This is a genomic window from Streptomyces sp. NPDC038280, assembly GCF_055600045.1.
In genome coordinates this window covers 39,445-62,982 of sequence record NZ_JBVJYZ010000027.1, presented here as the reverse complement: position 1 = coordinate 62,982, position 23,538 = coordinate 39,445, and the positions used below count along the sequence as shown (strand labels likewise).

Annotated in this window: 17 protein-coding genes; 10 read left to right on the top strand and 7 right to left on the bottom strand. The window is 73.5% G+C overall.

Features of this window, described 5'->3' with window-relative positions; translation table 11 throughout:
- Nucleotides 1-30: 30 nt before the first annotated feature.
- Nucleotides 31-264, top strand: coding sequence for a DUF397 domain-containing protein (locus tag ACZ7J0_RS33025; protein WP_470893642.1), 234 nt, complete (start codon nt 31-33; stop codon nt 262-264).
- A gap of 159 nt (nt 265-423) precedes the next feature.
- Here ACZ7J0_RS33025 and ACZ7J0_RS33020 read toward each other — a convergent pair whose 3' ends face one another.
- The 4 genes from ACZ7J0_RS33020 to eccB all read right to left on the bottom strand — a co-directional run bounded on the left by ACZ7J0_RS33020 (nt 424) and on the right by eccB (nt 3,982).
- Nucleotides 424-732 carry a WXG100 family type VII secretion target gene (locus tag ACZ7J0_RS33020; RefSeq protein ID WP_470893640.1) on the bottom strand — a complete coding sequence of 103 codons (309 nt, stop codon included), beginning with the start codon at nt 730-732 and terminating at the stop codon, nt 424-426.
- A 16-nt stretch (nt 733-748) separates the two neighbouring features.
- Complete coding sequence (locus ACZ7J0_RS33015; RefSeq protein ID WP_470893638.1) at nt 749-1,078, bottom strand: hypothetical protein; 330 nt, start codon at nt 1,076-1,078, stop codon at nt 749-751.
- A gap of 99 nt (nt 1,079-1,177) precedes the next feature.
- Nucleotides 1,178-2,413, bottom strand: a complete 1,236-nt coding sequence (mycP, locus tag ACZ7J0_RS33010) for a type VII secretion-associated serine protease mycosin (RefSeq protein WP_470893636.1) — start codon at nt 2,411-2,413, stop codon at nt 1,178-1,180.
- A gap of 12 nt (nt 2,414-2,425) precedes the next feature.
- Nucleotides 2,426-3,982 carry a type VII secretion protein EccB gene (gene eccB, locus ACZ7J0_RS33005; protein ID WP_470893634.1) on the bottom strand — a complete coding sequence of 519 codons (1,557 nt, stop codon included), beginning with the start codon at nt 3,980-3,982 and terminating at the stop codon, nt 2,426-2,428.
- Nucleotides 3,983-4,173: 191 nt separating this feature from the next.
- Between eccB and eccE the strand changes: the two genes are divergently transcribed.
- The 8 genes from eccE (at nt 4,174) to ACZ7J0_RS32965 (ending at nt 15,921) form a co-directional block, all read left to right on the top strand.
- Nucleotides 4,174-5,469 carry a type VII secretion protein EccE gene (gene eccE, locus ACZ7J0_RS33000; protein WP_470893631.1) on the top strand — a complete coding sequence of 432 codons (1,296 nt, stop codon included), beginning with the start codon at nt 4,174-4,176 and terminating at the stop codon, nt 5,467-5,469.
- Complete coding sequence (locus ACZ7J0_RS32995; protein ID WP_470893629.1) at nt 5,469-6,200, top strand: hypothetical protein; 732 nt, start codon at nt 5,469-5,471, stop codon at nt 6,198-6,200. Before eccE ends, ACZ7J0_RS32995 begins: the two co-directional genes overlap by 1 nt.
- Nucleotides 6,201-6,522: 322 nt before the next feature.
- The gene (locus ACZ7J0_RS32990; protein ID WP_470893628.1) at nt 6,523-9,816 is read left to right on the top strand and encodes an SCO5717 family growth-regulating ATPase; all 3,294 of its coding nucleotides are present in this window, start codon (nt 6,523-6,525) and stop codon (nt 9,814-9,816) included.
- A gap of 174 nt (nt 9,817-9,990) precedes the next feature.
- Entirely contained in the window at nt 9,991-11,838 is a 1,848-nt protein-coding gene (locus ACZ7J0_RS32985) for an ABC transporter substrate-binding protein (protein ID WP_470893627.1), read from the top strand.
- A 3-nt stretch (nt 11,839-11,841) separates the two neighbouring features.
- A complete protein-coding gene (locus ACZ7J0_RS32980; protein WP_470893625.1) occupies nt 11,842-12,909 on the top strand; it encodes an ABC transporter permease in 1,068 nt (355 codons plus the stop codon).
- Complete coding sequence (locus ACZ7J0_RS32975; protein WP_470893624.1) at nt 12,906-13,793, top strand: ABC transporter permease; 888 nt, start codon at nt 12,906-12,908, stop codon at nt 13,791-13,793. Before ACZ7J0_RS32980 ends, ACZ7J0_RS32975 begins: the two co-directional genes overlap by 4 nt.
- Nucleotides 13,790-14,929, top strand: a complete 1,140-nt coding sequence (locus ACZ7J0_RS32970) for an ABC transporter ATP-binding protein (protein WP_470893622.1) — start codon at nt 13,790-13,792, stop codon at nt 14,927-14,929. The genes ACZ7J0_RS32975 and ACZ7J0_RS32970 overlap by 4 nt, the downstream gene beginning before the upstream one ends.
- Nucleotides 14,926-15,921, top strand: coding sequence for an oligopeptide/dipeptide ABC transporter ATP-binding protein (locus ACZ7J0_RS32965; RefSeq protein ID WP_470893620.1), 996 nt, complete (start codon nt 14,926-14,928; stop codon nt 15,919-15,921). Before ACZ7J0_RS32970 ends, ACZ7J0_RS32965 begins: the two co-directional genes overlap by 4 nt.
- Before the next feature lie 46 nt (nt 15,922-15,967).
- Here the strand turns inward: ACZ7J0_RS32965 and ACZ7J0_RS32960 are convergent, their stop codons facing one another.
- On the bottom strand, nt 15,968-17,131 hold the full coding sequence (locus tag ACZ7J0_RS32960) for a type III polyketide synthase (protein WP_470893618.1): 1,164 nt from the start codon (nt 17,129-17,131) through the stop codon (nt 15,968-15,970).
- Between the two features lie 306 nt (nt 17,132-17,437).
- Between ACZ7J0_RS32960 and ACZ7J0_RS32955 the strand changes: the two genes are divergently transcribed.
- Nucleotides 17,438-18,655 (top strand): cytochrome P450, encoded by a 1,218-nt coding sequence (locus tag ACZ7J0_RS32955; RefSeq protein ID WP_470893616.1) that lies wholly within the window; start codon nt 17,438-17,440, stop codon nt 18,653-18,655.
- A 102-nt stretch (nt 18,656-18,757) separates the two neighbouring features.
- Here the strand turns inward: ACZ7J0_RS32955 and ACZ7J0_RS32950 are convergent, their stop codons facing one another.
- On the bottom strand, nt 18,758-19,711 hold the full coding sequence (locus ACZ7J0_RS32950; protein WP_470893614.1) for a bifunctional riboflavin kinase/FAD synthetase: 954 nt from the start codon (nt 19,709-19,711) through the stop codon (nt 18,758-18,760).
- 41 nt (nt 19,712-19,752) lie between these two features.
- A complete protein-coding gene (locus ACZ7J0_RS32945; protein ID WP_470893612.1) occupies nt 19,753-23,475 on the bottom strand; it encodes a serine protease in 3,723 nt (1,240 codons plus the stop codon).
- Nucleotides 23,476-23,538 lie beyond the last annotated feature (63 nt).

Here is a 23,538-nt window from a genome sequence, read left to right as displayed (position 1 = left end):
GTTCCATGTTCCACGAAGGGGAAGCGCCTGATGGGCACTCAGCAGGAGAAGGACGAGCTGTACGCGCTCGACATCAGCGGGGTGGAGTGGCAGGGCGCCCCGGGCACCAGCCCCGACGAGGAGCGCGTGGAGATCGCGCACCTGCCCGGCGGGGCCGTGGCGATGAGGTCCTCCCTCGACCCCGACACCGTGCTGCGCTACACCGAGGCCGAGTGGCGCGCCTTCGTTCTGGGTGCGAAGGACGGCGAGTTCGACCTGCGGTGAGGTGAGCCGAGGGCGATGATCCGCCCGCACGGAAGGGGGCCGCTCCTCGGGGAGCGGCCCCCTTTCGCTGGTCCGGTTGCTGCGGGGGCAGTACGCCTCGGGGGAAGAGCCTTGCCCGCCGGGGTCAGTACGCCTCGGTGAGAGCCTTGCCCGCCGGGGTCAGTACGCCTCGGTGAAGAGGCGGGACGCCTTCAGATCCGTCGAGCGGTAGTTGTCCTTGCCCCGCTCGATGAGCCGGGCGACCTGTTCCAGGCGGTTCTTCATGTCCTCCGCCCGTTTCCTGTACTTGCCCTGGAGGGTCACGTACTCCTGGTGCGCCTCGCCGTCCCACGTTCCGGTGACGACCTTGAGGGCCGTGTCCATCTCTTCCAGGTCCTTGATGATGTTCTGCGAGACGGCCCGCAGACGGTTGGCCATCTCCTGGACGCTCTCGTACCGGACCTTCGTGTGCTGGTCGATGCCGGTCATGTTCGTCTCCTCGCGCTCAGATGCCGTTGAGGGCCGAGGTGTTGGCGGCCGCGAAGGCGCCACGCACCTCGTCGTCGTTGGCGTTGCTGAGGTTCTTCGTCTCGCCCACGGCGTGGAGCAGGACGCCCAGCAGCCGGCGGATCGTGTCGTGGTCCTCATTGAGGGAGGTCTGGGCCCGTTTGAAGCCCTCGGCGCCTCCGCCGGTCCAGCCGGCGCCGACCGTCGCGAGGATGTCGGCCATCTCGCGGGCCTGCCGGGACACCGCCTCGCCGGTTTCCATGATCTTGTTCTTCGCTTTGACCACCGGGTCGTCGGCGAGTCCGAATCCGCCTGCCGGGTTCGTCATGTGGGGCTCCTCGTGCGCGGTGCGGGGTGTGCGGTCCGCGGTCCAGCGGACCGTGGGTACCGACACTTCCAACTGCGCAGGCCCGTGGGGGACATGGGCTCAGCGGGCTCTTTTGCGGCGGCTGTCCCTGAGCACGGTCACGGTGCCGGCGACGACGGCGAGGAGGACGGCGGCGCTCGCGAGCGCGTAGGTCGCGAGCCGTTCGTCGCGTTCCTGGGCGCTCCCCGTCATCGCCAGCGGGGCAGGTTCGGGCGCGGGCGGCGCGGGCGGCGCCGGGTCGGGGGTGGCGGCGTCCGGGGGGCCGGCGTCGCCGTCGAGGGCGCGCAGGGGGTCGACGACGCCCCAGCCGACGTGGTCGTCACGGCCGTTGACCGAGCGCTCGGCGGTCTGCTCGATCTGGGCGACGACCTGAGGGGCCTTCCACCGGGGGTACTTGGCGCGCAGGAGCGCGGCGACCCCGGAGACGTACGGGGCGGAGAAGCTGGTGCCGTTGTCGGCGCACTGGCCGTTGCCGGGAACCGTGGAGACGACGTCCACGCCGGGTGCGGCGACACCGACGAAGGCGCCGGACTGGGAGAACGCGGCGCGTTCGTTGTTGCGGTCGGACGCGGCGACGGCGAGGACGCCCGGGAAGGCGGCGGGGTAGGTGTTCTTCGATCTGCCGTCCATGCCGTCGTTTCCCGCGGAGGCCACGACGACGATGTCCGCGGCGAGTGCGCGTGCGACGGCCCGGCCGAGGTCCGACTGGGCGGTGAGCGCCTGGGTGGTGTCCTGAGAGATGTTGATGACCCGGGCGCCCTTGGCCACGGCGTGGTCGATGGCCAGGGCCATCAGGTCCGAGGTGCCGTTGTTCTTCCCGTCGTTCTGCCGGATCGGAATGATCGTCGCCTCCGGGGCGAGCCCCACGAACCCGGTACCCGCGCGGGGGCGGGCGGCGATGATCCCGGCGACCTTGGTGCCGTGGCCCACTTCGTCGACCGTGCCGGCGGCCCTGTTCCCGGCCGCGCCGGCGGGGTCGCCGGCCGCCGGGTCCCCGCCGGCCGGGACGAAGTCGGCGCCGGCCGTGGCGTCGACGGCGTTCCTCAGCTGCGGATTGGCGGTGTCGACACCGGTGTCGATGACGGCGACCCGTACTCCCTTCCCCCTGGTCTCCTGCCACAGCTCGTCGAGCAGGACGCGCTGGAGCGGCCAGGGGGTGCCCTCCATCTGCTTCCTCATCGGGAAGGCGCACGCGCCGCTGCCGTCGGGGCGAGGCCCCTGGGCGTGGGCGGGCGCCGCCGTCGGCCCGAGCAGGGCGGCCGAGGAGACGATCAGAGCCGCGGTGCGGTACGGCATGGAAGCTTCCCCCTACGAACCCTGCGGTCGGCGCGCGCTGTTGGTGTCGAGCCGTGGCCCCTTGGACAGGAAGTCCGACCAGGCGAGCGGCACCAGGGCGGGGACGACGTTCTCGTACCCCAGACGGATCTGCGCCTGGCTCGGCTCCGGGGGGCCGTCCCGCTGCTCGCCTTCCCGGTCGGCGGAGCCGGTGTCGGAGCGGGCCGTGTCACTGTCTCCGTTCGCCTGAACGGCGTACCGCAGACCCGTGTCCGTCACCAGGAACAGTGAACCGTCGGGCTTCGTCTGCTCGCCCCGGACCTGTGTGTACAGCAGACCACTGCCCGGAGTGACATAGGTGCCGGTGCCGCCGGCGGTGATGTCCACCGGGTAGCCCGCGCCCGCCCAGGTGGAGAGGGTGGTCCGGCCCCGGGAGTCGACACCGCGCAGCACGCTGCACACCGTGTCCCGGGCGCCGGCGCCGCCGGTGGCGTTGGCCTGCTGGACCCGCTCGGCGGGCCAGCGACGGTCGGCGCCGAAGGCCTCGGGGTCGGGGGCGAAGGAGGCCGCGTCGACGGTGGTCGCCCGGCCGTCCATGTCGAGCGTCTCGGTCTGCGGGGAGTTGATGAGCAGCCAGGCGGTGAAGTCGGAGACCGGCCGCACCTTCCCCGGCAGGACGACGTAGTGCTGGGGGCCGGATCCCGTCTGGGCCTTGAGCACCATGCCCACACGGTCCTCGGTGGGGCTGAGACCGCCGCCGACCCCGGCGTCCGCGCCGGCCGTACCGGGCAGGAGGGGGAAGTCGACGGGGCTGCCGGTGTGCAGGGTGTTCAGCCAGTCGTCGGTGACCTGCTGCGGCTCCCGGCCGAGGCCGACCAGCGCGGTGGTGAGGCCCGGCGTGTCCGCCTGCTTGCCGGGGACCGCGTACTTGGTGCCACCGGCGTCCACGAGGAAGCGGGCGCCGGTCTGCCCCTTCACATAGAGCACCTGGCCGCCGGTCAGCCGCTCCCCGTTGCCGTCGGTGCGTGAGGCGTCGCGGTCGGCGAGGACGAAGGTGGCCTTCTGCACGCTGGATCCCCTGCCTCCGCCGGGCTGTTCGCACACCGCCCAGCGCTTGGACTTCGCGGCGTCCGCGGCGGTGGGCAGCCGGTCGGGGGCGTACGGGATGCCGAGGACCGGTCCGCGCGGCGGGCGGCCGGCGTCCAGTACGGAGTCGTCGACCTGGACCACCTCGAACCGCTGGGGGTCGAGCAGCAGTCGGGCCGAGGCCAGATTGAGCACCGGGTGCAGGAGCGTCCGGCGGTCCTTGCCCTCACCGGTGGTGAGGACGACATAGCGGGTGGTGGACTGCCTGCCCACCACGACCTTGGTGCCGGGGGTGTCCCAGCCCTTCGGAGCCACCGGCTTGAGCATCCCCCACGCGCCGAACCCGGCCACGAGGACCGCGGCGGCGATCAGCCCGGGGACGACCGCGCGCAGGGGACGGGGCGCGCCCTCGTCGGTGCCGGAGGGCGAGGGCCGGAGGAAGGCGGCCACCGTGCGTTTCTTCGCAAAGGTGTACGCGTTGAGCTCGTCCCGCCGTGACGCCATGGGTCCCCCGTCTTCCACCGGCGCAGCCTCCGCACGAGGGACCGGGGAGCATGGCGCCCGGAGCCCGGCTGTCCGACCGGCCCCCTACTATGCCTGCTGTCCGGGGGTGCCCGTGGGGCGGGTAGGGTGATCCAGCTCCCCAACGCCCCGGCCGGCCAGGGGCGATCGGGACGAATGGGGGACTCTCCGGCATGGCTTCCGCGACGCAGACACGGCCCGCCGCGGCGGCGCCGGGCACGGCGGGGCGCCGGCCGCCCTCCGGGCCGAGTGCGGCTCCGCGCGCGCGGAGCCGCCCGGGACGCGTCGGGCCGTTCCGATTGCAACAACTCGTGCTCGTCGAGATCGCCGCGGCGCTGCTCCTCGTCGCCCGGGTGACCGAGCCGCTGCTGCTGGTTCCGGCGGGGCTGGTCGCGGGGCTCCTCGTCCTCCTGGCCGTGGCCCGGCGGCGCGGGCGTTCGCTGCCCGAGTGGCTCGCCACCGCGTTCGCCCTGCGCGCGCGGACACGCGCCGCCGCCTCGGCGGTCCTCGCTCCGGGTACGGAACCCGGCCTCGCGCCCCTGCTCGAATGCGATCCGGCGCTGCGCACCTACGCGTACGCCGACGGTGAGCGCCGCCCGGTCGGGATGATCGGGGACGGCACGTTCCTGACCGCCGTGCTGCGGATCGAATCGGACGGCACGGCGCTGCGCCACGACCGGGAGGCGCGGCCCCTGCCCGTCGCTCTCGTCCGGGACGGGCTGGACGTCGACGGCATCCGTCTGGAGTCGGCGCAAATCGTCCAGCACACCCGGCCCGCGCCCGCGCCGGACCTGCCCGCTCAGTCGCTGATCGCGCGGAACTACCTGCCGTTGCCCGCGGGGACCGGCGCGCCGGCCGTGCGCGTCACCTGGGTCGCGCTGAAGCTCGATCCGGAGCTGTGCCCGGAAGCGGTGGCGGCGCGCGGTGGTGGCGTGCGGGGCGCGCGGAAGTGTCTTGTGCGCGCGGCCGACCAGTTGGCGAGCCGGCTCGCCGGCGCCGGTTTCGGCGCGACCGTGCTGACCGAGCAGGAGCTGACCGCGGCGATCGCCACGTCCCTGTGCGCCGACCCGCTCGCCGTCGTACGGGAGGGGCGGGAGGGCCCCGCCGGGCGGCGCACCGAGGAGACCGTGCGCACCTGGCGCTGCGACGGCCGGCCGCACACCACGTACTGGATCGGGCGCTGGCCCCGGCTGGGCGCCGGGGGCGTCTCGTTGCCGCAGCTCGTGGCGCGCCTGACCGCGACGTCCGCACTGGCCACCACCTTCAGCCTGACCCTCGGCGGCGGTGACCGCCGGGAGGCGACCGTGACCGGGTACGTACGGGTCGTCGCGCGTGGCGCCGAGGAGTTGGTCGCCGCGCGTCATGAACTGGAGCGGACCGCCCGGGAGGCGGGGACGGGGCTGGTGCGGCTCGACCGCGAGCAACTGCCCGCGCTGCTCGCGACGCTTCCGCTCGGGGGTGCCCGCTGATGCCCTTCCTCCCGGTGCGCGCGCGCACGCTGTCGGCGGGCGGTCGCGGTCTGATCGGACCACGCCGTGAGCCCCACACGCTTCCCGTGGAGGACCTGGAGGCACTGGCGCTGCCCGTCGGCGACGACGGTGTGGTGATCGGCGTCGACGCGGCGGGGCAGCCCGCCGTCCTCGGCGTCAACCGCCCCGCTCCGTACGAGATCACACTGATCGGCGGCGTGTGGACCGCGCAGGTGCTGGCGCTGCGGGCCGCCGCCACGTGCGCCCGGATCGCCGTGGAGACCGGCCGCGCGCAGGCCTGGACGCCACTCGTTCACGCGGTGGGCGCCGACCGGCCGTGCGTCACGCTGCACGACGTCGGTCGGGTGCCGCCGCTGGGCGCCTCGGTCGGGAGTCCGGCGCTCGTGGTGCGGGACTGCGGGATGCGGCCGCCGCGCGGGCGTGTGGTGTCGGGCCCCTGGCAGTCTGTGGTCACCCTGCTCCCCTACCTGAGCCCGGTGGCACCCAGGCTGATGCGGAAGTCGGGCCTGGTCGGCGTGCAGCGGGTGTCCCCGGACGAGGCCGCGCGGATCGGCCGCATCATGAACCTGCCGCGCGGCGAGACCGAAGCGCTGTCGACGCTCGCCGACGGCGTGACGCTCTGGTGCACTCAGGGCGACCGCCGGTTCGTGATGACGCGGCCGACGGATGCCGAGACCGGATTGTTGGGCAGCGCGCGCCGGATGGACTGAGAGGCCCTCCTGCGAGGAACACCTCCGACGGACGGACTGATTCCGCACGAGATGGCCCGATTCGACCGGGCATCTCTCTCATGTTTCCGCACAGAGGCTTCACTTGGGCGTCTCATGTGGAGGGATACGTGACGAACGGGACAGGCGAGGGGACCGGCCGCCCTGACGTACGGCCGCCGTTGACGATTAGGGTGGGAAGAGCGCGGCGAGAACCTGTGAGCGGGATCGCGGCGTCACAAGGGGAGAGCCGGGCGGCTCGGACGACGGAACGGTCGCCCCGCCCACGACGGCACAAGGGTGCTCGACCACACCAGGAGGCAAAGTGAACGGCGATCGGGACGAGATCCGCGAGGGCTGGAACACGCCCGTCGATGATCAGTCCGACGCGGATCCCGCCGAGATGACGGGTGAGTTCACCATCGACTACACCCCGCCGGCCTGGTACACGCAGAACGCGTCGGGGGACGCTGCGGGGGCCGCGTCGCATGGTGCGGTGCCGCAAGGCACGGGACCGAACGGCGCGATCCCGAACGGCGCTGCGCCGGGGGCCGGTGACGTGAATCCGCCGCCGTCCGGGGCGCCCGTGGCTCTGCCGGGGCTTCCGGCGGGCAGTGGCTTCGAGCCCACCTGGACGCCGGGCGCGCAGGTGCCGCCGGCTCCTCCGGCGCCGGTGGCCCTGCCCGCGACCGTGCCTCCGCCCGCGCCCGACGCCGGCGTGTCCGCTCCGCCAACGGTCGCCGCGCAGTCGGCGGAGCCGTTCGGCGCCGGTGACGTGGAGAGCGGCGCGACCATGCGCTTCTCCCCCGCCGCCCTGAAGCGCGAGATGGCGGAGATCGCCGAGCGCGAGGCCGCGGAGGCGAAGGCGGCGGAGGCCGCCCAGCAGTCGGAGCCGGACACGTCGGCGGCCGGTCCGGTGGGCGGGACCGCCGAGGGCCCCGCCGAGGACGACGAGCCGGGCGAGAGCTCCCCGGCCCCGTCCGACGAGGCCACGGAGCCGGCCGACAGCGCGCCGGAAACCCCCGTGGCCGACGCTCCGGAGGCGGCTGACGAGGACTCCGACGCCGGGACCACGGACGGCGGTGCGGCCGAGGAGTCGGCCGACGCGCCGGAGGTGCCTGCGGACGAGGTTCCCGAGGACTCCGTCGTGGACGTCCGGGACGCCGTGGAGGTCGCGGACGGCACGGATACGGCTCCGAGTGACGCCGTGCCCATGGACGCTCCGGTGGCCGACACGCCCCAGGACGCCCCTCCCGTCGCCCCTCAGCCGTGGTCTCCCCCGCCGGTACCCCAGGGCAGTGGCCTGCCGCCGCTGCCCCCTGCCTTCCAGCCGGCCGCGCCCACCAACGCGCCTCAGTGGCCCGCGCCGACGGCCGACCAGTCCGCCCCGCCGCCGGCCACCGCGCCCGCGCCCGGGCAGCAGGGTGGGTACGGCTTCCCGCTGCCCGCCCCGAACCTGCCTGCGCCGCAGGGCAGCTACGGCTACCCCGACCCGGGCGGGCGCCAGCCGGGCCCGGCGCCCACGCCCGCCCCTGGCACCGACGCCCCCCAGGGCTACGGTTATCCCGCACCGGGCCGGCCCCAGCAGGGGCCGCCGCCGACGCCCCACCTGCCCGCCCCCGTGCAGCAGGCCGCCCCGATGCCGCCGCAGACAGCCCCGCCCCAGGGCTACGGCTACCCGAACCCCGGCCAGCCGCCGGTGGGTCAGAACGCGCCGGGTACCCCGCCGCAGGCCGTCCCGACGCCGAACCTCCCCGCGCCGACCGCGGGGCCCGACGCGCCGCCCCAGGGCTACGGTTATCCCGCCCCGGGCCAGCCGAGCCCCACGCCCAACCTGCCCGCGCCCACCGCGGGGCCCGACGCGCCGCCCCAGGGCTACGGTTATCCCGCCCCGGGCCAGCCCAGCCCCACGCCCAACCTGCCCGCGCCCACCGCGGGCCCCGACGCGCCCCAGGGCTACGGCTACCCCAACCCGGGCCAGCCGCAGCCGGGGCCCGCGCCCACGCCCAACCTGCCCGCCCCCGTGCAGCAGGCCGCCCCGATGCCGCCGCAGACAGCCGCGCCGGACGCCGGTGCCGCGCAGGGCGGGTACGGGTTCCCGCAGGGCGGGCAGCCGCAGGCGTACCCGCCGGCGAACGCGCACCCCGACCAGCCGCAGGCGTACCCGCCCGCGCCCGTCGACCCGCGCGCCGGGGCGGCCTGGCCCACTCCGGTCACGCACGACCAGCGTGAGCGTTCCGTTCCGGGAGCCCCGCTCGGGTACACCGCCGCCGTGGAGCTGTCCTCGGACCGGCTGCTGCGCAACAACAAGCAGAAGCCCAAGTCCAGCCGGAACCCCGGCGCCGCCACCCGCTTCAAGCTCGGCGGCAAGAAGGAGGAGGCCGAGCGGCAGCGCAAGCTCGACCTGATCCGGACCCCGGTGCTGTCCTGCTACCGGATAGCGGTGATCAGCCTCAAGGGCGGTGTCGGCAAGACCACGACGACCACCGCGCTGGGCGCGACCCTGGCCACCGAGCGGCAGGACAAGATCCTGGCGATCGACGCCAACCCGGACGCCGGTACGCTCGGCCGCCGGGTGCGTCGGGAGACCGGGGCCACGATCCGCGACCTGGTCCAGGCGATCCCGTACCTCAACTCGTACATGGACATCCGCCGCTTCACCTCGCAGGCGCCCTCCGGTCTGGAGATCATCGCCAACGACGTGGACCCGGCCGTCTCGACGACGTTCAACGACGAGGACTACCGGCGGGCGATCGACGTCCTGGGCAAGCAGTACCCGATCATCCTGACCGACTCGGGCACGGGTCTGCTGTACAGCGCGATGCGCGGGGTGCTGGACCTCGCCGACCAGCTGATCATCATCTCGACGCCGTCGGTCGACGGCGCGTCCAGCGCGTCGACGACACTGGACTGGCTCTCCGCGCACGGATACGCCGAGCTCGTGCAACGTTCGATCACCGTCATCTCGGGGGTCCGCGAGACCGGAAAGATGATCAAGGTCGACGACATCGTGCAGCACTTCCAGACCCGCTGCCGCGGTGTGGTCGTGGTGCCCTTCGACGAGCACCTCTCGGCCGGCGCCGAGGTGGACCTCGACATGATGCGGCCGAAGACCCGCGAGGCGTACTTCAACCTCTCGGCGATGGTGGCCGAGGACTTCTCGCGGGCGCAGCAGGCCCAGGGGCTGTGGACGGGTGACGGCCAGGGTGGTCTGCCCCCGCACATGGCGCCCCCGATGCCCGGTGGCGCCCAGCAGGCCCCGGGCGGTCAGCAGGCACCGGGCGGGGGACCGGTCCCCGGTCAGCAGCCGTACGCCCCGCAGCAGCCCGGCATGCCCGGCCAGCCCGGTCAGCCGTATCCGCCCCAGCAGCCCTACGGAGCCCAGCCCGGACAGCCCGGCGGCCAGCCAGGCCAGCCCCCGCAGCAGCCGTACGCGCCCCAGCAGCCCGGCATGCCCCCGCAGGGCTGGCAGCAGCCGCCCGCGCAGCCAGGCGCCCCGGGAGCACCCGCTCCGCAGCCCGGCCCGGCTGAGTTGCAGGGTCCGGTTCCTCCGGCCGGATGGCCCCAGCAGCAGCCGCCCCAGGGCCCGCCGCAGGCGCCGCCAGCCCCTCAGCAGTAAGGCGTCAGAGGACTGGACCAATGAGGGCCCGCACCGTCACCACGGTGCGGGCCCTCTTTGTATTCCCGCAGCCCACAAGGGGTTTGAGGGGTCGTTGACTCCACTCGTCCAGCGCTGATAGACCTTCGCTTCACCAGTTGGCGCCCCCAAGATCCATGACGCGAGGTCCGTCCTATGGTCACAAAGGTTCCGCCCCGCACTGTCCGGCAACGCCCCCTGATCCGACTGCTCCTCGCCGCCGGCGTCACCGCCTCCGCCGTGGTGGCCGTCCCCGCGCAGGCGGAGGCCCGGCCCGCCGCCGACGGGGACAAGGGCGGGAACAACGTCCTCACCATCGCCATCGCGCAGAGCATCGACTCGCTCAGCCCCTTCCTGGCCCAGCGACTGACCTCCACCACCGTCCACCGGCTGGCCTACGAGTACCTGACGAACTACGACGTCAAGGACGGGCACACGATCCCCGGTCTGGCCACCGCGTGGAAGTCGTCGCCGGACAAGCTGACCTGGACGTACACGATCCGCGACAACTCGAAGTGGTCCGACGGCAAGCAGGCCACGGCCGAGGACGCGGCGTGGACCTTCACCAAGATGATGACGGACCCGAACGCGGCCACCGCGGACGGCAGCTTCACGGCGAACTTCAAGAAGGTCACCGCTCCCGATCCCCGGACGCTGGTCATCGAGCTGAAGAAGCCTCAGGCCACCATGACGGCACTCGACGTGCCGATCGTGCCCAAGCACGTCTGGGAGAAGGTCGGCGACTTCTCGAAGTTCACCAACGACCAGCGGTTCCCGATCGTCGGCAACGGGCCCTTCGTCATCACCGACTACAAGGTCGACCAGTACCTCAAGCTCAAGCCCAACAAGGGCTTCTGGCGCGGCGCGCCGAGGTTCGACGAGCTGGTGCTCAAGTACTACAAGGACAACGACGCCGCCGTCGCGGCACTGCAGAAGGGCGAGGTGTCGTTCGTACCGAACCTGACGCCCGCCCAGGCCGCGGCACTGAAGTCGCAGAAGAACATCAAGGTCAACGACGCGCCCGGCCGGCGTTTCTTCGCGCTCGCCACCAACCCCGGCGCCCGCGCCAAGGACGGCAAGACCTTCGGCAGCGGCCATCCGGCCCTGCTCGACCCGGCCGTCCGCAAGGCGCTCTTCCTCGCGGTCGACCGCGGGACGGTCGTCGACAAGGTGTTCCAGGGCCACGCCGTCGAGGGCGAGGGGTACATTCCGCCCCGCTTCGGCCCGTACTTCTGGAAGCCGGGGTCCTCGCAGCGGCTGAGCTATGACCCGGCCAAGGCGGAGCAGCTCCTCGACCAGGCCGGATACCGGAAGAACGGCGCCGGGAAGCGGGCCGGCAAGGACGGCAGGCCGCTGGACTTCCGGATCCTGTGCCACGCCACGGACCCGAACGACAAGGCCGTCGGCAAGTACCTCCAGGAGTGGTGGGGCAAGCTGGGTGTCGGACTGAAGGTCGACTGTCTCGACAACGTCTCCGATCCGTGGGCCAAGGGTGACTACGATCTGGCGTTCGACGGCTGGTCGGTCAACCCGGACCCGGACTACGTCCTGTCGATCCACACCTGCGGCGCGCTCCCGGCCACGCCGAAGGACACCGGCGCCACGGACAACTTCATCTGCGACAAGCAGTTCGACGGGCTGTACGCGCAGCAGGCGGTGGAGTACGACGCCGCCAAGCGGGCGGACCTGGTCAAGCGGATGCAGTCCCGGCTGTACGACACGGGGTACATGAATGTCATGGTGTACCCGAACGCGGTCGAGGCGTATCGCACCGACCACATCAAGTCGATCACGACCATGCCGGAGGCCGCCGGCAATCTCTGGGGCCAGGACGGCTACTGGAGCTGGTGGTCCGCAGTACCGGCGGAGAGCGGCGGCCACGACACGGACAGCGGTACCTCGGCCGGAGCGGTCGTCGGGATCGGCGCGGCCGTGCTGGCCGTCGTCGGGATCGGGCTCTTCCTCGTGATGCGCCGGCGTTCCACCGCCGACGACCGCGAGTAGTCCATGACCACCGCGAGCACCTCTGCCGACGTGGCGCGGGCCCCGGGGGCCCGCGCCGCGGAGGGCGGCACCACCGGCAAGCGCACCCGCGACACCACCGCGTACCTCCGCTATGTGGCGGGCAAACTGGGCGGCGCGGCGGTCTCGCTGCTCGCCGTGCTCGTCACCAGCTTCTTCCTCTTCCGGATCATCCCCGGCGACCCGGTGAAGGCCATGACCCATGGCGTCCCGACGTCGGCCGAGCAACTGGCCACGCTGCGCAAGCAGTTCGGCCTCGACCTGCCGATGTGGCAGCAGTTCACGGACTACTGCGCCAAGGCGCTCACCGGCGATCTGGGCATGTCGTACCAGTTCCGCGCGCCGGTGGGCGAGCTGATCGTCCAGAAGCTCCCGGCGACGCTGCTGCTGACGGGGGTCGCCGTGGTGATCTACTCGGCGCTCGGACTCTGGCTCGGCACCCGCTCCGCCTGGCGCCACGGCAGCCCGGGCGACCGGCTCAACACGGGTGTGGCGCTCACCCTGTGGTCAGTGCCCTCCTTCTGGCTCGGCCTGCTGCTGATCATCGTCTTCTCGGTGGGCATGGGCCCCGTGCCCGGCCTGTTCCCCACCGGTGGCATGGAGTCCGGGGACACGGCCGGTTTCGCGTACGTCCTCGATGTGGCCCATCACATGGTGCTGCCGGTGATCACTCTGGTCGCCGTCGGCTATGCCCAGACCCTGCTGGTCATGCGTTCCTCGCTGCTGGACGAGATGGGCGGCGACTATCTGACGACGGCCCGCGCCAAGGGGCTCAGGGACGGCGCCGTGCGCCGCAGGCACGCCGTGCCCAACGCGCTGCTGCCGACCGTCACCATGGTCTTCATCAATCTGGGCCATGTGGCGGCCGGATCCATCCTCGTCGAGACGGTCTTCTCCTGGCCGGGCCTCGGCGGGCTCTTCTACCAGGCGCTGAGCGTGCCCGATCTGCCTCTGGTACAGGGACTCTTCGTGGTCTTCGCCGGCGCGATGATCCTGATGAACCTCCTCGCCGACCTGCTCTATCCGCTGCTCGACCCCCGGGTGGGCCGATGACGACCTCGATGACCCGGGTGCGCCGGAAGAACGCGGCGGCCCGCTTCTGGCGCCAGTACCGCGCCCACCGCGCCGGGCTCTACGGCCTGGCCGGGCTCTCCCTCATCGCCCTGCTCGCGCTCGCCGCGCCGCTCGTCGTCGGCGCCGACGTCCAGAGCGTCACCGGCGCGCCCGGAACCGCACTGGAACCGCCCAGCGGGCGGTTCCCGCTCGGCACCGACCAGTTCGGCCGGTCCCTGCTCGGGCTGCTGATCTGGGGCGCCAGGATCTCGCTCGCCGTCGGGCTGCTCGCGGCCTCGCTCTCCGTCGCCATCGGCACCCTGGTGGGGATCATCGCCGGGCACTACGGAGGCTGGTTCTCGACCGTCCTGATGCGGATCACCGACTGGTTCCTGGTGATGCCCGCCCTGGTCCTGGCGATCGTACTGGCGACGGTCATGTCCCGGTCGATGTGGACGGTGATCCTGGCGATCGGCATCACCAGCTGGCCCACCACCGCCCGGCTCGTACGCGCCCAGACGATCGCGGTCGAGTCCCGGCCCTACATCGAGCGCGCCCGGGCCCTCGGCGGCGGCCACGGCCACATCATGAGCCGGCATGTGCTGCCCAATGTGATGCCGCTGGTGCTGGCGCAGACCACGCTGGGCATCTCCACCGCCATCCTGACCGAGGCGACCCTCGCGTTCCTCGGGCTCGGCGACCCGACCGTGGTCTCCTGGGGCGGCATGCTCCAGGACGCCCGTGAGGCGGGCGCGGTCTCCGCGGGCCACTGGTGGTACCTGGCACCGCCCGGCATCGCCATCGCGCTGGTCGCTCTCGCGTTCACGCTGTGCGGCCGGGCCGTCGAGTCCGTGCTCAATCCGAAGCTGGGGGTCGGCCGGTGAGCCTTCTGGAGATCCAGGACCTCCATGTCACCTACGGGACCGGGGAGTCCGCCGTCCCGGCCGTACGCGGCGTCGATCTGACCCTGGAGGCCGGCCGGAAACTGGGCGTCGCGGGCGAGTCCGGATGCGGGAAGTCCACGCTGGCGCTCGCGCTGCTGCGGCTGCTGCCCGCGTCGGCCCGGATCGGCGGCCGGATCCTGCTCGACGGCGAGGACGTCCTCACCATGAAGTGGGGCAGACTGCGGGCCGTCCGCTGGGCCGGCGCGTCGATCGTCTTCCAGGGCGCGATGCACTCGCTCAACGCGGTCCACCGGATCGGCGACCAGATCGCCGAGCCCGTCCTCGTCCACGGACAGGCCACACCGGGCGCGGCACGCAAGCGGGTCGGCGCCCTCCTCGAACAGGTGGGGCTTCCGGCCGCCCGCGCGGAGGCCTATCCGCACGAGCTGTCCGGCGGGCAGCGCCAGCGGGTGATGATCGCGATGGCGCTCGCCTGCGATCCGCGGCTGATCGTCGCGGACGAGCCGACCACCGCGCTCGACGTCATGATCCAGGCGCAGATCCTGCGGCTCATCGAGCAGCTCGTCGCCGACCAGTCCATCTCGCTGCTGATGATCAGCCACGACCTGGCGGTGCTCGCCGACACCTGCGACCGGCTGGCGGTGATGTACGCGGGCCGGGTCGTCGAGGAGGGCCCGGCGCGTGCGGTGTACGACGCGGCGGAGCATCCGTACGGGCGGGCCCTGTCCGCCGCCTTCCCCCGGATCGGGGACCCGCTGTCCCGCCGCGCCCCGCGCGGCCTGCCTGGCGATCCCCCGGATCCGTCCGCCCTGCCGTCGGGCTGTACGTTCCACCCGCGCTGCGCGGTCGCGCTGGAGGGATGCGAGGAGGCGGACCAGGTCCTGCGGGAGGCGGGGGCCGGGCACCGGGCGGCCTGTGTCCATGTCGGCACGACCCTCTCGAAGACCCTGCCGGCCGAGCGGCTCCCGAGGGCCGCGGAGGCTTCGACGACTACGGCCGACATGAGCGGTACGGCGCGTTCGGGTGATCCGGCCGGCACAGGTGATCCGACGCGTTCGAGTGATCCGGCCGGCATGGGTGATCCGGCCGGCACGACGGTGAGGAACGACGTATGACGAGCACCCCGCTGCTGTCCGCCGCCGGACTGCGCGTGGCCTTTCCCGGCCGGCGCGGCGCGGCGACCGCCCGCGCGGTGGACGGTGTCGACCTCGACATCGGCGCCGGGGAGATCGTCGCCCTCGTCGGCGAGTCCGGCTGCGGCAAGACGACCCTGGCCCGGACGCTGCTGGGCCTGGTGCGGCCGACGGCGGGCCGGGTGACGTTCGGCGGGACAGCGCTCTCGTACACCTCACGGTCCCTCAAGGCGTACCGCAGGAGAGTGCAGCTGGTGTTGCAGGACCCGAGCGGTTCCCTCAACCCGCGCCACACCGTGTACGACGCGGTGGCCGAGGGGTTGAGGATCCACGGGTACGACGGCGACGAACGGGAGGCCGTCGCCGAAGCGCTCTCCCGGGCCGGGCTGCGGCCCCCCGAGCGGTTCTTCCTGCGCTATCCGCACGAGCTGTCGGGCGGCCAGCGCCAGCGGGTCGTCATCGCCGGCGCCCTGGTCCTGAACCCCGAACTGATCGTCGCCGATGAACCGGTGGCATCGCTGGACGCGTCGGTACGGGGCGAGATCCTGGCCCTCCTGCTGCGGCTGCGGGACGAACTGGGCCTGTCCGCCCTGGTGGTGACCCATGACCTGGGGCTCGCCTGGAACATCGCGGACCGGGTCGCGGTGATGTACCTGGGACGGATCGTGGAGACCGGGCCCGTGGAGTCGGTGCTGACCTCGCCCCAGCACCCGTACACACAGGCGCTGCTGTCGGTGCTTCCGGAGTCGTCGGGCCCGCCGGTGGTTCTGACGGGTGAGCCGCCGGACCCCTCCCGCGTCCCGGGCGGCTGCCGCTTCCACGCGCGCTGCCAGGTACTGGCGTCCGGCCGGGCGGCGGACGTGGCCGACCGGTGCCGGGGCGAGGAGCTGCCGGTGCTGTCGGGCGGGGCCGTGGGGCAGGTCGCCTGCCACTGGGCCGCGGCCGGGCAGGGCGTGAAGGGGCTCTCGGGATGACACGGCACCGCTCCGGTGCCAGGGTCGGTGGAGGTGCGCCGCTTTCTCAGGACCTCGGCAGCAGTTGGGGATCGCGCTCGGCGTAGCCGACCACCCGGCGGAGTTTCAGACCGGGCTCCCGGGGCGCGTCGGAGGTGGCCCAGGACCCCAGACCCATCTCGGCGGTGATGCCGGGGCCGAAGCCGGCGATGATGCCGCGCGCGCCGTCGGGGGTCTTCCCCTCGTCGAAGAGCCTTCGCACCGCGTCCAGGACCACGGCACTGGCGATGTTGCCGTACTCCGTGAGCGTGGCCCGGCTGAACCGGAAGGCCTCGGGCGGGACTTCGAGGAAGTGGCTGAGATCGTCCAGGATGCGCGGCCCGCCGGCGTGGATGATGTAGAAGTCGAGCCCCGCCGCGTCCCAGCCGTGCTCACCGGCGATTTCCTTGAGGGCGGGGGCCAGCGGTTCCATCGTCTTCGGTACCCGCTTGTCGAGCAGGAAGTGGAAACCGGTGGCGCGGACGCTGTAGGCGATCCAGTCCTCGGTGTCAGGAACGAGATAGGAGTCGTTGCGCTCCAGGGCGATGCCGGTGCCGCCGTGGCCGCGGACGACGGCCGCGGCCACGGCGTCGCCGAAGAGGCCGTTGGACAGCAGCGAGCCGACTCCCAGATCGGTGGGCTGGTAGCAGAGAGAGCAGAACTCGCACGCCACGATCAGCACATTGGCGTCCGGGTAGGCCGTGCAGAAGTCGTGGGCGCGGTTGATCGCGGCCCCTCCCGCGGCGCAGCCGAGCTGCGCGATGGGGAGCTGCCGGGTGTGGCTGGGGAAGCCCATCGTGTTGATCAGCCAGGCCGTCAGCGAGGGCATCATGAACCCGGTGCACGAGACGTAGACGATCATGTCGATGTCGGCGGGGCGCAGCTCGGCGTGGTGCAGGGCCTGCTTGACCACGTCGGGCACACGAGCCTTCGCCTCGGTCTCGTACAAGTCGTTCCGTTCCTGGAAGCCGGGGTGGCGCAGGGTCTCCTCGATCGGCTGGACGATGTGACGTCGCGTCACGCCCGTGTTCTCGATGAGTCTGAGCGCCAGCGGGAGCTGAGGGTGATCGGCATGGAGCGACCGAGCGAGAGCGAGCGTCTCCTCCATCGTGATCACGTGCTCGGGAACCGAAACGGCTGGCTTGCACAGAGTCGCCACGACGCTCTCTCCTTCGTTCGCGTTCGCTGTCAACTCCGGCCACCGTCATCCGGGCTGACGCCCCCCGCAACCGGGAAGCGCCACGTGGGACCGGGCGCCCCGTGCGCCCGGCGGGCGCCGGAACGGCCGCTGGGCCATGCGTTGACGCCTCCGGGACAGGCACCACGAACCCGGCGGCGGCCGCGGTGGGCGATCGGCCGTTCGGGGGCTGTCGCGCGTCGGCGCGTCAGGGTGACGGCGGATCGGGCAGGGATAGGGCGCGGACAGTCCGCACAGGGCGGCTCGGACACGGAGAGCGACCGCCGGGGCGCCATGACCCGACCACCGAGAGGTGAATCCATGACGTCCGAACCGACGACGGCGCCACGACCCGTGCACACCTGGGCCGTCGAGGACCTGCCGGCCCTGGACTTCGATCCCCTCCTCACCGAGCTGATGGCCGAGGAGCCGATCGCGCGGATCCGGCTGCCGTTCGGAGCCCAGCACGACGCGTGGCTGGTGACCCGCTACGAGGACGTGCGCGCGGTCACGTCGGACCCCCGGTTCAGCCGTACGGCGCTGCTGGAGAAGACGGTCACGGGTATGACGGGCCACATGGTCGCCTCCAAGGCGGCCCTGAACTACGCCGATCCGCCGTATCACACGCAGTTGCGCAAGGCGGTGACCAAGGCGTTCACCGGGCAGAACGCCAAGCGGCTGCGGCCGCTCGCGCAGCGCAGGACGGACGAGCTGCTGGACGCGATGGAGCGGCAGGGACGGCCGGCCGACCTCATGCGGCACCTGCACGGACCGCTGCCCCTGTCCGTGGTCTGCGACCTTCTGGGGATCCCCGAGGAGGATCGCGCCGAGCTGGCCTCCTGGCCGGACTTCATCCTGTCCTCGGGGCCGGGCCCGGAGAGCAGCAGGGCGGCGAAGGAGCAGATCCACACCTATATCTCGGCGCTGCTCGACAAGCGTCTGCGCGAGCCGCAGGACGACCTCGGCGGGGTGCTCGCCGAGTCGATGCGGGAGGAGCGGATCTCCATCGACGAGGCCGTCTCCCTCGCCATGGCGATCCTGATCAGCGGCGCGCACGCGGTCCGCAACAACAGCGCCAACATGGTCTACCTGCTGCTCACCCGGCCGGAGCTGATGCACCGGCTGCGCACCGAGCCGGAGGTGCTGCCCCAGGCGGTGGACGAGCTGCTGCGGTACATCCCGCACCGCAACGGCGTCGGGCTGCCGCGCGTCGCGACGGAGGACGTCGAGATCGGCGGGGTGGTGATCCGGGCGGGCGAGGCGGTGTACGCGTCGTACCTCGCGGCCAACCGTGACCCGGAGATGTTCGACGACCCGCACACCCTCGACATCGACCGGACGGGCGTGGCCCATCTGGCGTTCGGGCACGGACCGCACCACTGCATGGGCGCGATGCTCACCCGGATGGAGTCCGAGGTGATGCTCTCCACCCTGCTGCGCCGGTTCCCGGACCTGCGGCTCGCGGGTCCGGCCGAGGAGACGGTCTTCCAGTCGAAGGGGCTCATCCGGGGGCCGAAGGAGCTCGTCGTCACCTGGTAGCCCCGGGCCGGCGCACGGCGGCCTCCGGGGCAGCCCTGTCCCGGCGCCGGGCCGGCGCCCGGCGGCCTCCGGTGGACGGCGTCCGGGCCGGGCGGGGCCGGCTCAGGCCAGGTCGTACGCCTCGGTCAGCTCCCGCGAGCGCTTCACGTCCGCCGCGATCGCCTCCAGCAGGTCCTCGATCGAGTCGAACTTCTCCTGGCCGCGTACGTACGCCAGGAAGTCCACGGCCACGTGCATCCCGTACAGATCGAGGCCCACGCGGTCGATGGCGTAGGCCTCGACCGTCCGCTCCTTGCCGTCGAACTGCGGGTTGGTGCCCACCGAGATCGCGGCGGGCATCCGCTCACCGTCGGCCGTCAGCCATCCCGCGTACACGCCGTCCGCCGGGATCGCGGTGTGCGGCAGCGTCTCGACGTTGGCGGTCGGGTAGCCGAGCTCGCGGCCGCGCTGGGCGCCGCGCACGACCACGCCCTCGACGCGGTGCGGGCGGCCGAGGATCTCGGCCGCGCCCTGGACGTCGCCCTCGGCGACGAGCCGGCGGGTGAGGGTGGAGGAGAACGGCTCGCCGCCGCCGGCCTCGCCGCTCACCGAGAGGTCGATGACCTCGACCTCGTAGTCGTAGGTGGAGCCGAGCTCCGCGAGGAAGGCGACGTCGCCGGCGGCACGGTGGCCGAAGCGGAAGTTCGGGCCCTCGATGACCGCGCGGGCGTGCAGCTTGTCGACGAGTACCTTCACGATGAAGTCGGCCGGCGACAGCTGCGAGAACTCGGCGGTGAACGGCAGCACCAGCACCGCGTCGACCCCGAGGCCGGCCATCAGCTCCGCGCGGCGGTGGTGCGGAGCGAGCAGCGGGGGGTGGCTGCCGGGGCGGACGACCTCGCTGGGGTGGGGGTCGAAGGTGACGACCACCGAGGGCACGCCGAGGTCGCGGGCCCGCTGCACGGTCCGCCCGATGATCAACTGGTGCCCGCGGTGCACACCGTCGTAGGAGCCGATGGTGACGACGCTGCGCCCCCAGTCCTGGGGGATGTCCTCCAAGCCACGCCAGCGCTGCACTGTGACCGCTCCTCGCCCGAACCTGTGTACGTCATTGCCGGTTACGCAGGTCTAAGACTGCCATGCCCGAGGCTCTCGGTACGCATCGGCATGGGACTGCCGAGCGTCATGACGGTCCGGCGGGTGCTCGGACCGACGACCGTGGCCCAGTCCTGCTCTCGCGCGGCCAGCCATCCGGCGAGGAGGGAGGCGAATCCGGGCACCTCGCGGGCGAGTTCCACCAGGCGCCGGTCGAAGCGGGTCGCGCCCTCCGGGGTGCGGACGAAGAGGAGGCCGGTGCGGTGGACGAGTTCACGGGTCCGGGCCTCCGGGCGCAGCGCGCAGCCGAGGGCGGCGGCCCGCAGCAGCGCGTCCAGGACGGCCGGGTCGCGGGGCCCGCACGGCTCGGGCCGCGCGTGCTGCTCGTACTCGAGGAGGACGTCGAGGAGCTCGGCCCGCAGGGCGCGGGAGGCGCCGGAGCCGGGCGCGGCGAGGACGGGGGCCAGCGCGCGGCGGACCTGCGCGGGCTGGTCCCGCAGCAGGCCGGTGACCAGGGGGAAGAGGATCGCCCGGGCGGCGGGCCCGTGTTCCAGGCGCTGGTCGACGAAGGCGGCGGCGTGCGCGGCTCCCCCGGGGTGCCGGTCGACGTACTCGCGGACGAGGACGGCCGCGCGGCGGGCGAGCGCGGGGGTGGTGAGGGCGGCCAGCGCGTCCAGCACCTCGCCGGCGTCGTCGCCCGGCACGCGCAGCCGGGCCTGGAAGGCGCCGAACACGGGCTCGGGGTGGGTGGTGAGCGCGGCGGCGAGCGCCCGGACGGGCAGCCTGGGCTCCCCCACCCTGAAGGCGGCGAGGGCCCGGGGAAGGTACCGCGAGCGCGTCCGCGGGTCGCGGATCAGCAGCCCGAGGGCGGGCCCGTGCAGGGCGAGGTCCCCCGGGCGGGCGAGGAGGGCGAGGGCTGCGTAGCGGAGCAGGTCGCGGTCGGCGTCGGTGGTGGCGTGCGGGGCGACGAGCGTGCCGTACGCGGCGGCGGCCACGCGGCGCTCGGGGCGGCCGTCGTCGTGCGCCCAGCGGTCCACCGCCCGGCAGAGCGCGGAGGGCTCGTCCTCGGCGAGCGCGGTGAGCAGTTCGTCGGCGCGGGGGTGGGCGGTGGCGACGAGCGCTTCGCAGAGATCGTCGACGGCAAGGTCCCGCCGGGCGTACAGCAGCGCCTGCGCGGCCGCGGCCACGGTCGCGTCCGGTGTGGCCGGCAGCGGGGAGTCGTCCCCGAACCACCGGCACAGCAGCGGCTGTACGCCCCTCGGCTCGGCGGCGAGCCGCTCGGCGACGGTGTCGAGGTAGCGGGGGCCGCCCTTGCCGCCGGGCGGCCCGTCGGCGGTGACCAGCCGCCGCAGCAGATCGAGCCGGTCGTCCTCCCCGACCCGCACCCGCTCCCAGAACCAGGGCCCGAACTCCCCGAGCACCCCGCCCTCCACCCGCAGCCGCCCGACCCGGTCGGCGAGTCCCCGCAACACCCCGATGACCACCCGCCCGTCGGGCAGCGCGAGCAGCACGTCCCGCAACAGCCGCGCCGCCCACCAGACGGCGTCCTCGACACGGGACCGGGGGTCCCAGGGGTCGGTGGTGGCGGGTGTGGGGGGCGGGCACACGTCATCGCCGTCCGTGATGCCCGCGCCCCGGGCGCGCGCGGCCGGCGTCTCCGCGAGCCGGTGGCCGCCCCCGGCCGCCCCTTCCCGACCCCCGCGGGATTCCCGGCGCGGCGCCGGACTCTGGGCCGGGACCCTGGCGGCCGGGGCGGCGGGTACGGCCGGGGCCGGGGGTGAGAGGCGGTCCAGCGCGTCGAGCAGGCCCTCGAGACGGCGGGACAGGGCCTCCGGGCCCTGGTCGTGATGGAGGCGCAGGAGGGACTGGAGGACCGGGCCGATGCGGTGGCGGGGGATCGGGAGCGAGCGAGGGGTCGGTGAGGGCGTGACCGGGGGCTCGGGAGGGTCCTCGTGCCAGCGGTGGACCAGGGAGCGCAGGGCCGCGTCCAGGTCGAGGTGGGCCCCCTGCACCCAGTCGGCGAGTTCCTCGTGGGCGAAGCGGTACCCCCCGCCCGCCGGGACGAGCAGGCCCTCGGTGAGGACGGCCGACGCCCAGCCGGTGCGCCAGGGGAACACCTCCTCGAACGACTCCCGGTCCAGCTCCCCCTGTCCGGGGCCCAGACAGCGCCGGGCAGCCTCGTGGACCTGACCGGCGACCCGCGCGGCGAGGCGACGGACGGCGTCGCCCCGGAGGACGGGCCGTGCCTCCGCCGCGATCCTCACGGCGACGCGCAGGCACATCAGGTCCAGGTGGGCGGTGAAGATCTCCTCCCGTCCCGGGCTGCCGGGGACGGGCGCGTCACCGGTCAGCGCCGCGCGGACCTCGGCGAGCAGCCGCAGGGCCAGCGGATGCGCGGCGTCTTTCCGTGCCAGGGCGCCGTCGGGCAGCCCGTAGGCCTCCCTGGCGCGGGCTGCCTCCCGCTCGGGCAGATCGCCGATCCACAGCGCCGCGGGGAGCCGCTCGGCGGGCCGCGCGGGCCGGTGCAGCGAGCCGGGGTCGTAGAGCCGCCCGGCCTGCTCCCAGTGCTCGGGCCGGCAGCCGACGGCCATCCGCGCGCCGTGCAGCCGCAGCCAGCGCTCCGTGCCGGCGGTCCAGGTGGGCAGCCGGTGGGCGAGGGCCGGCGGCATCTCCTCGGGCCCGTCGAGGATGAGGAGCAGGGGCCGGCCGACCTCCCTGGCGAGGCGGGCGACACGTTCGGGCGTGGCGTCGGCCATGTCGCCCCGCGCTCCGGACGCCGAGGCGATCCGTCCGGCGCGGTGCAGCGCCCGGGCGGCCGCGTCGGCGACCGACGCGTCGTCGGCGCGCAGGTCGGCGCCGCGCAGCCAGATCGTGGGGGCGGGTTCGGCGCCGCCGCCGCGCCGGGTCCGCAGGGCGGAGAGTTCGGTGCTGCGGCCGGTCCCCGGCTCGCCGGTCAGCGCGAAGACCAGCGCGTCGGAGGCGGCGAAGAAGGTGAACTCCCGGGTGACCTCGGGCCGTTCGACCGGCTCGGGCCAGGCCCGGGGCCCGCCGCCCGTCCCCCCGGGCGGCCCACCGGACGTGGCGGTGAGCTCCAGCGCGCCGGCGAGGTTGAGGTCCTGCCCGTAGGCGGGGACGGTCGCGGTGTTGCGCCGCAGGAGCGCGGCGAGCGGCCCCCGCGGGTCCCGGACGGCGACGGCCGCCAGGGGCAGGGCGTAGCCGGCCGCCGTGCGGGCACCGTGCAGCGCGGTGCCGAGGACGGCCAGTACGGCGCCGGAGGTGGCGTCCATGACGGGCCCGCCGGCCGCTTCCCCGCCGAGCCGGAGCGCCTCGCTTCCGTCCCAGCCGATCGCCAGCTCGATGGCTTCGCCGAGCAGGTGGAACCGGTCGGTCGCGGTGTAGGTGACGGGCGACGCGCCGAGGACCCGTGCCTCGCGCCAACCGTCCGCCCACAGGCGTACGTAGCCGCCGGCGCCGACGGCCGTCCGCGTGGCGACCGGCAGCGGCGCCACTCCGAGCCCCTCGGTCCGCACGAGCGCGAGTCCGGCCTCCGGCAGGGCGGTGACGGCGTCGGCCTCCGCGAGCCAGGTGCGGTCCCCCGGCGCGTGTACGACGACCCGTACGAGCCCGTCGACGACCTCGTGCCCGGTCACGACCGTACCGAGATCGTCCGCGACGAAGCCGGTCCCGCGCGGCCGTCCCGCCAGATCACAGATCCGTACCAGCGTCGCCCGGTCCCCGCGTCCCATGCTGCGACGGTAGGTCGGTGATGATCAGCGGGAGAAGGACGCGTGCCCAAAGCGCCCCCGTCT

What these genes read in the sequence shown, in the direction of transcription:
- ACZ7J0_RS32975 (WP_470893624.1), top strand. Translation starts at nt 12,906, where the DNA reads ATGACGACCTCGATGACCCGGGTGCGCCGGAAGAACGCGGCGGCCCGC.
- eccE (WP_470893631.1), top strand. Translation starts at nt 4,174, where the DNA reads ATGGCTTCCGCGACGCAGACACGGCCCGCCGCGGCGGCGCCGGGCACG.
- ACZ7J0_RS32965 (WP_470893620.1), top strand. Translation starts at nt 14,926, where the DNA reads ATGACGAGCACCCCGCTGCTGTCCGCCGCCGGACTGCGCGTGGCCTTT.
- eccB (WP_470893634.1), bottom strand. Translation starts at nt 3,982, where the DNA reads ATGGCGTCACGGCGGGACGAGCTCAACGCGTACACCTTTGCGAAGAAA.
- mycP (WP_470893636.1), bottom strand. Translation starts at nt 2,413, where the DNA reads ATGCCGTACCGCACCGCGGCTCTGATCGTCTCCTCGGCCGCCCTGCTC.
- ACZ7J0_RS32995 (WP_470893629.1), top strand. Translation starts at nt 5,469, where the DNA reads ATGCCCTTCCTCCCGGTGCGCGCGCGCACGCTGTCGGCGGGCGGTCGC.
- ACZ7J0_RS33015 (WP_470893638.1), bottom strand. Translation starts at nt 1,078, where the DNA reads ATGACGAACCCGGCAGGCGGATTCGGACTCGCCGACGACCCGGTGGTC.
- ACZ7J0_RS32985 (WP_470893627.1), top strand. Translation starts at nt 9,991, where the DNA reads ATGGTCACAAAGGTTCCGCCCCGCACTGTCCGGCAACGCCCCCTGATC.
- ACZ7J0_RS32945 (WP_470893612.1), bottom strand. Translation starts at nt 23,475, where the DNA reads ATGGGACGCGGGGACCGGGCGACGCTGGTACGGATCTGTGATCTGGCG.
- ACZ7J0_RS32955 (WP_470893616.1), top strand. Translation starts at nt 17,438, where the DNA reads ATGACGTCCGAACCGACGACGGCGCCACGACCCGTGCACACCTGGGCC.
- ACZ7J0_RS33025 (WP_470893642.1), top strand. Translation starts at nt 31, where the DNA reads ATGGGCACTCAGCAGGAGAAGGACGAGCTGTACGCGCTCGACATCAGC.
- ACZ7J0_RS32980 (WP_470893625.1), top strand. Translation starts at nt 11,842, where the DNA reads ATGACCACCGCGAGCACCTCTGCCGACGTGGCGCGGGCCCCGGGGGCC.
- ACZ7J0_RS33020 (WP_470893640.1), bottom strand. Translation starts at nt 732, where the DNA reads ATGACCGGCATCGACCAGCACACGAAGGTCCGGTACGAGAGCGTCCAG.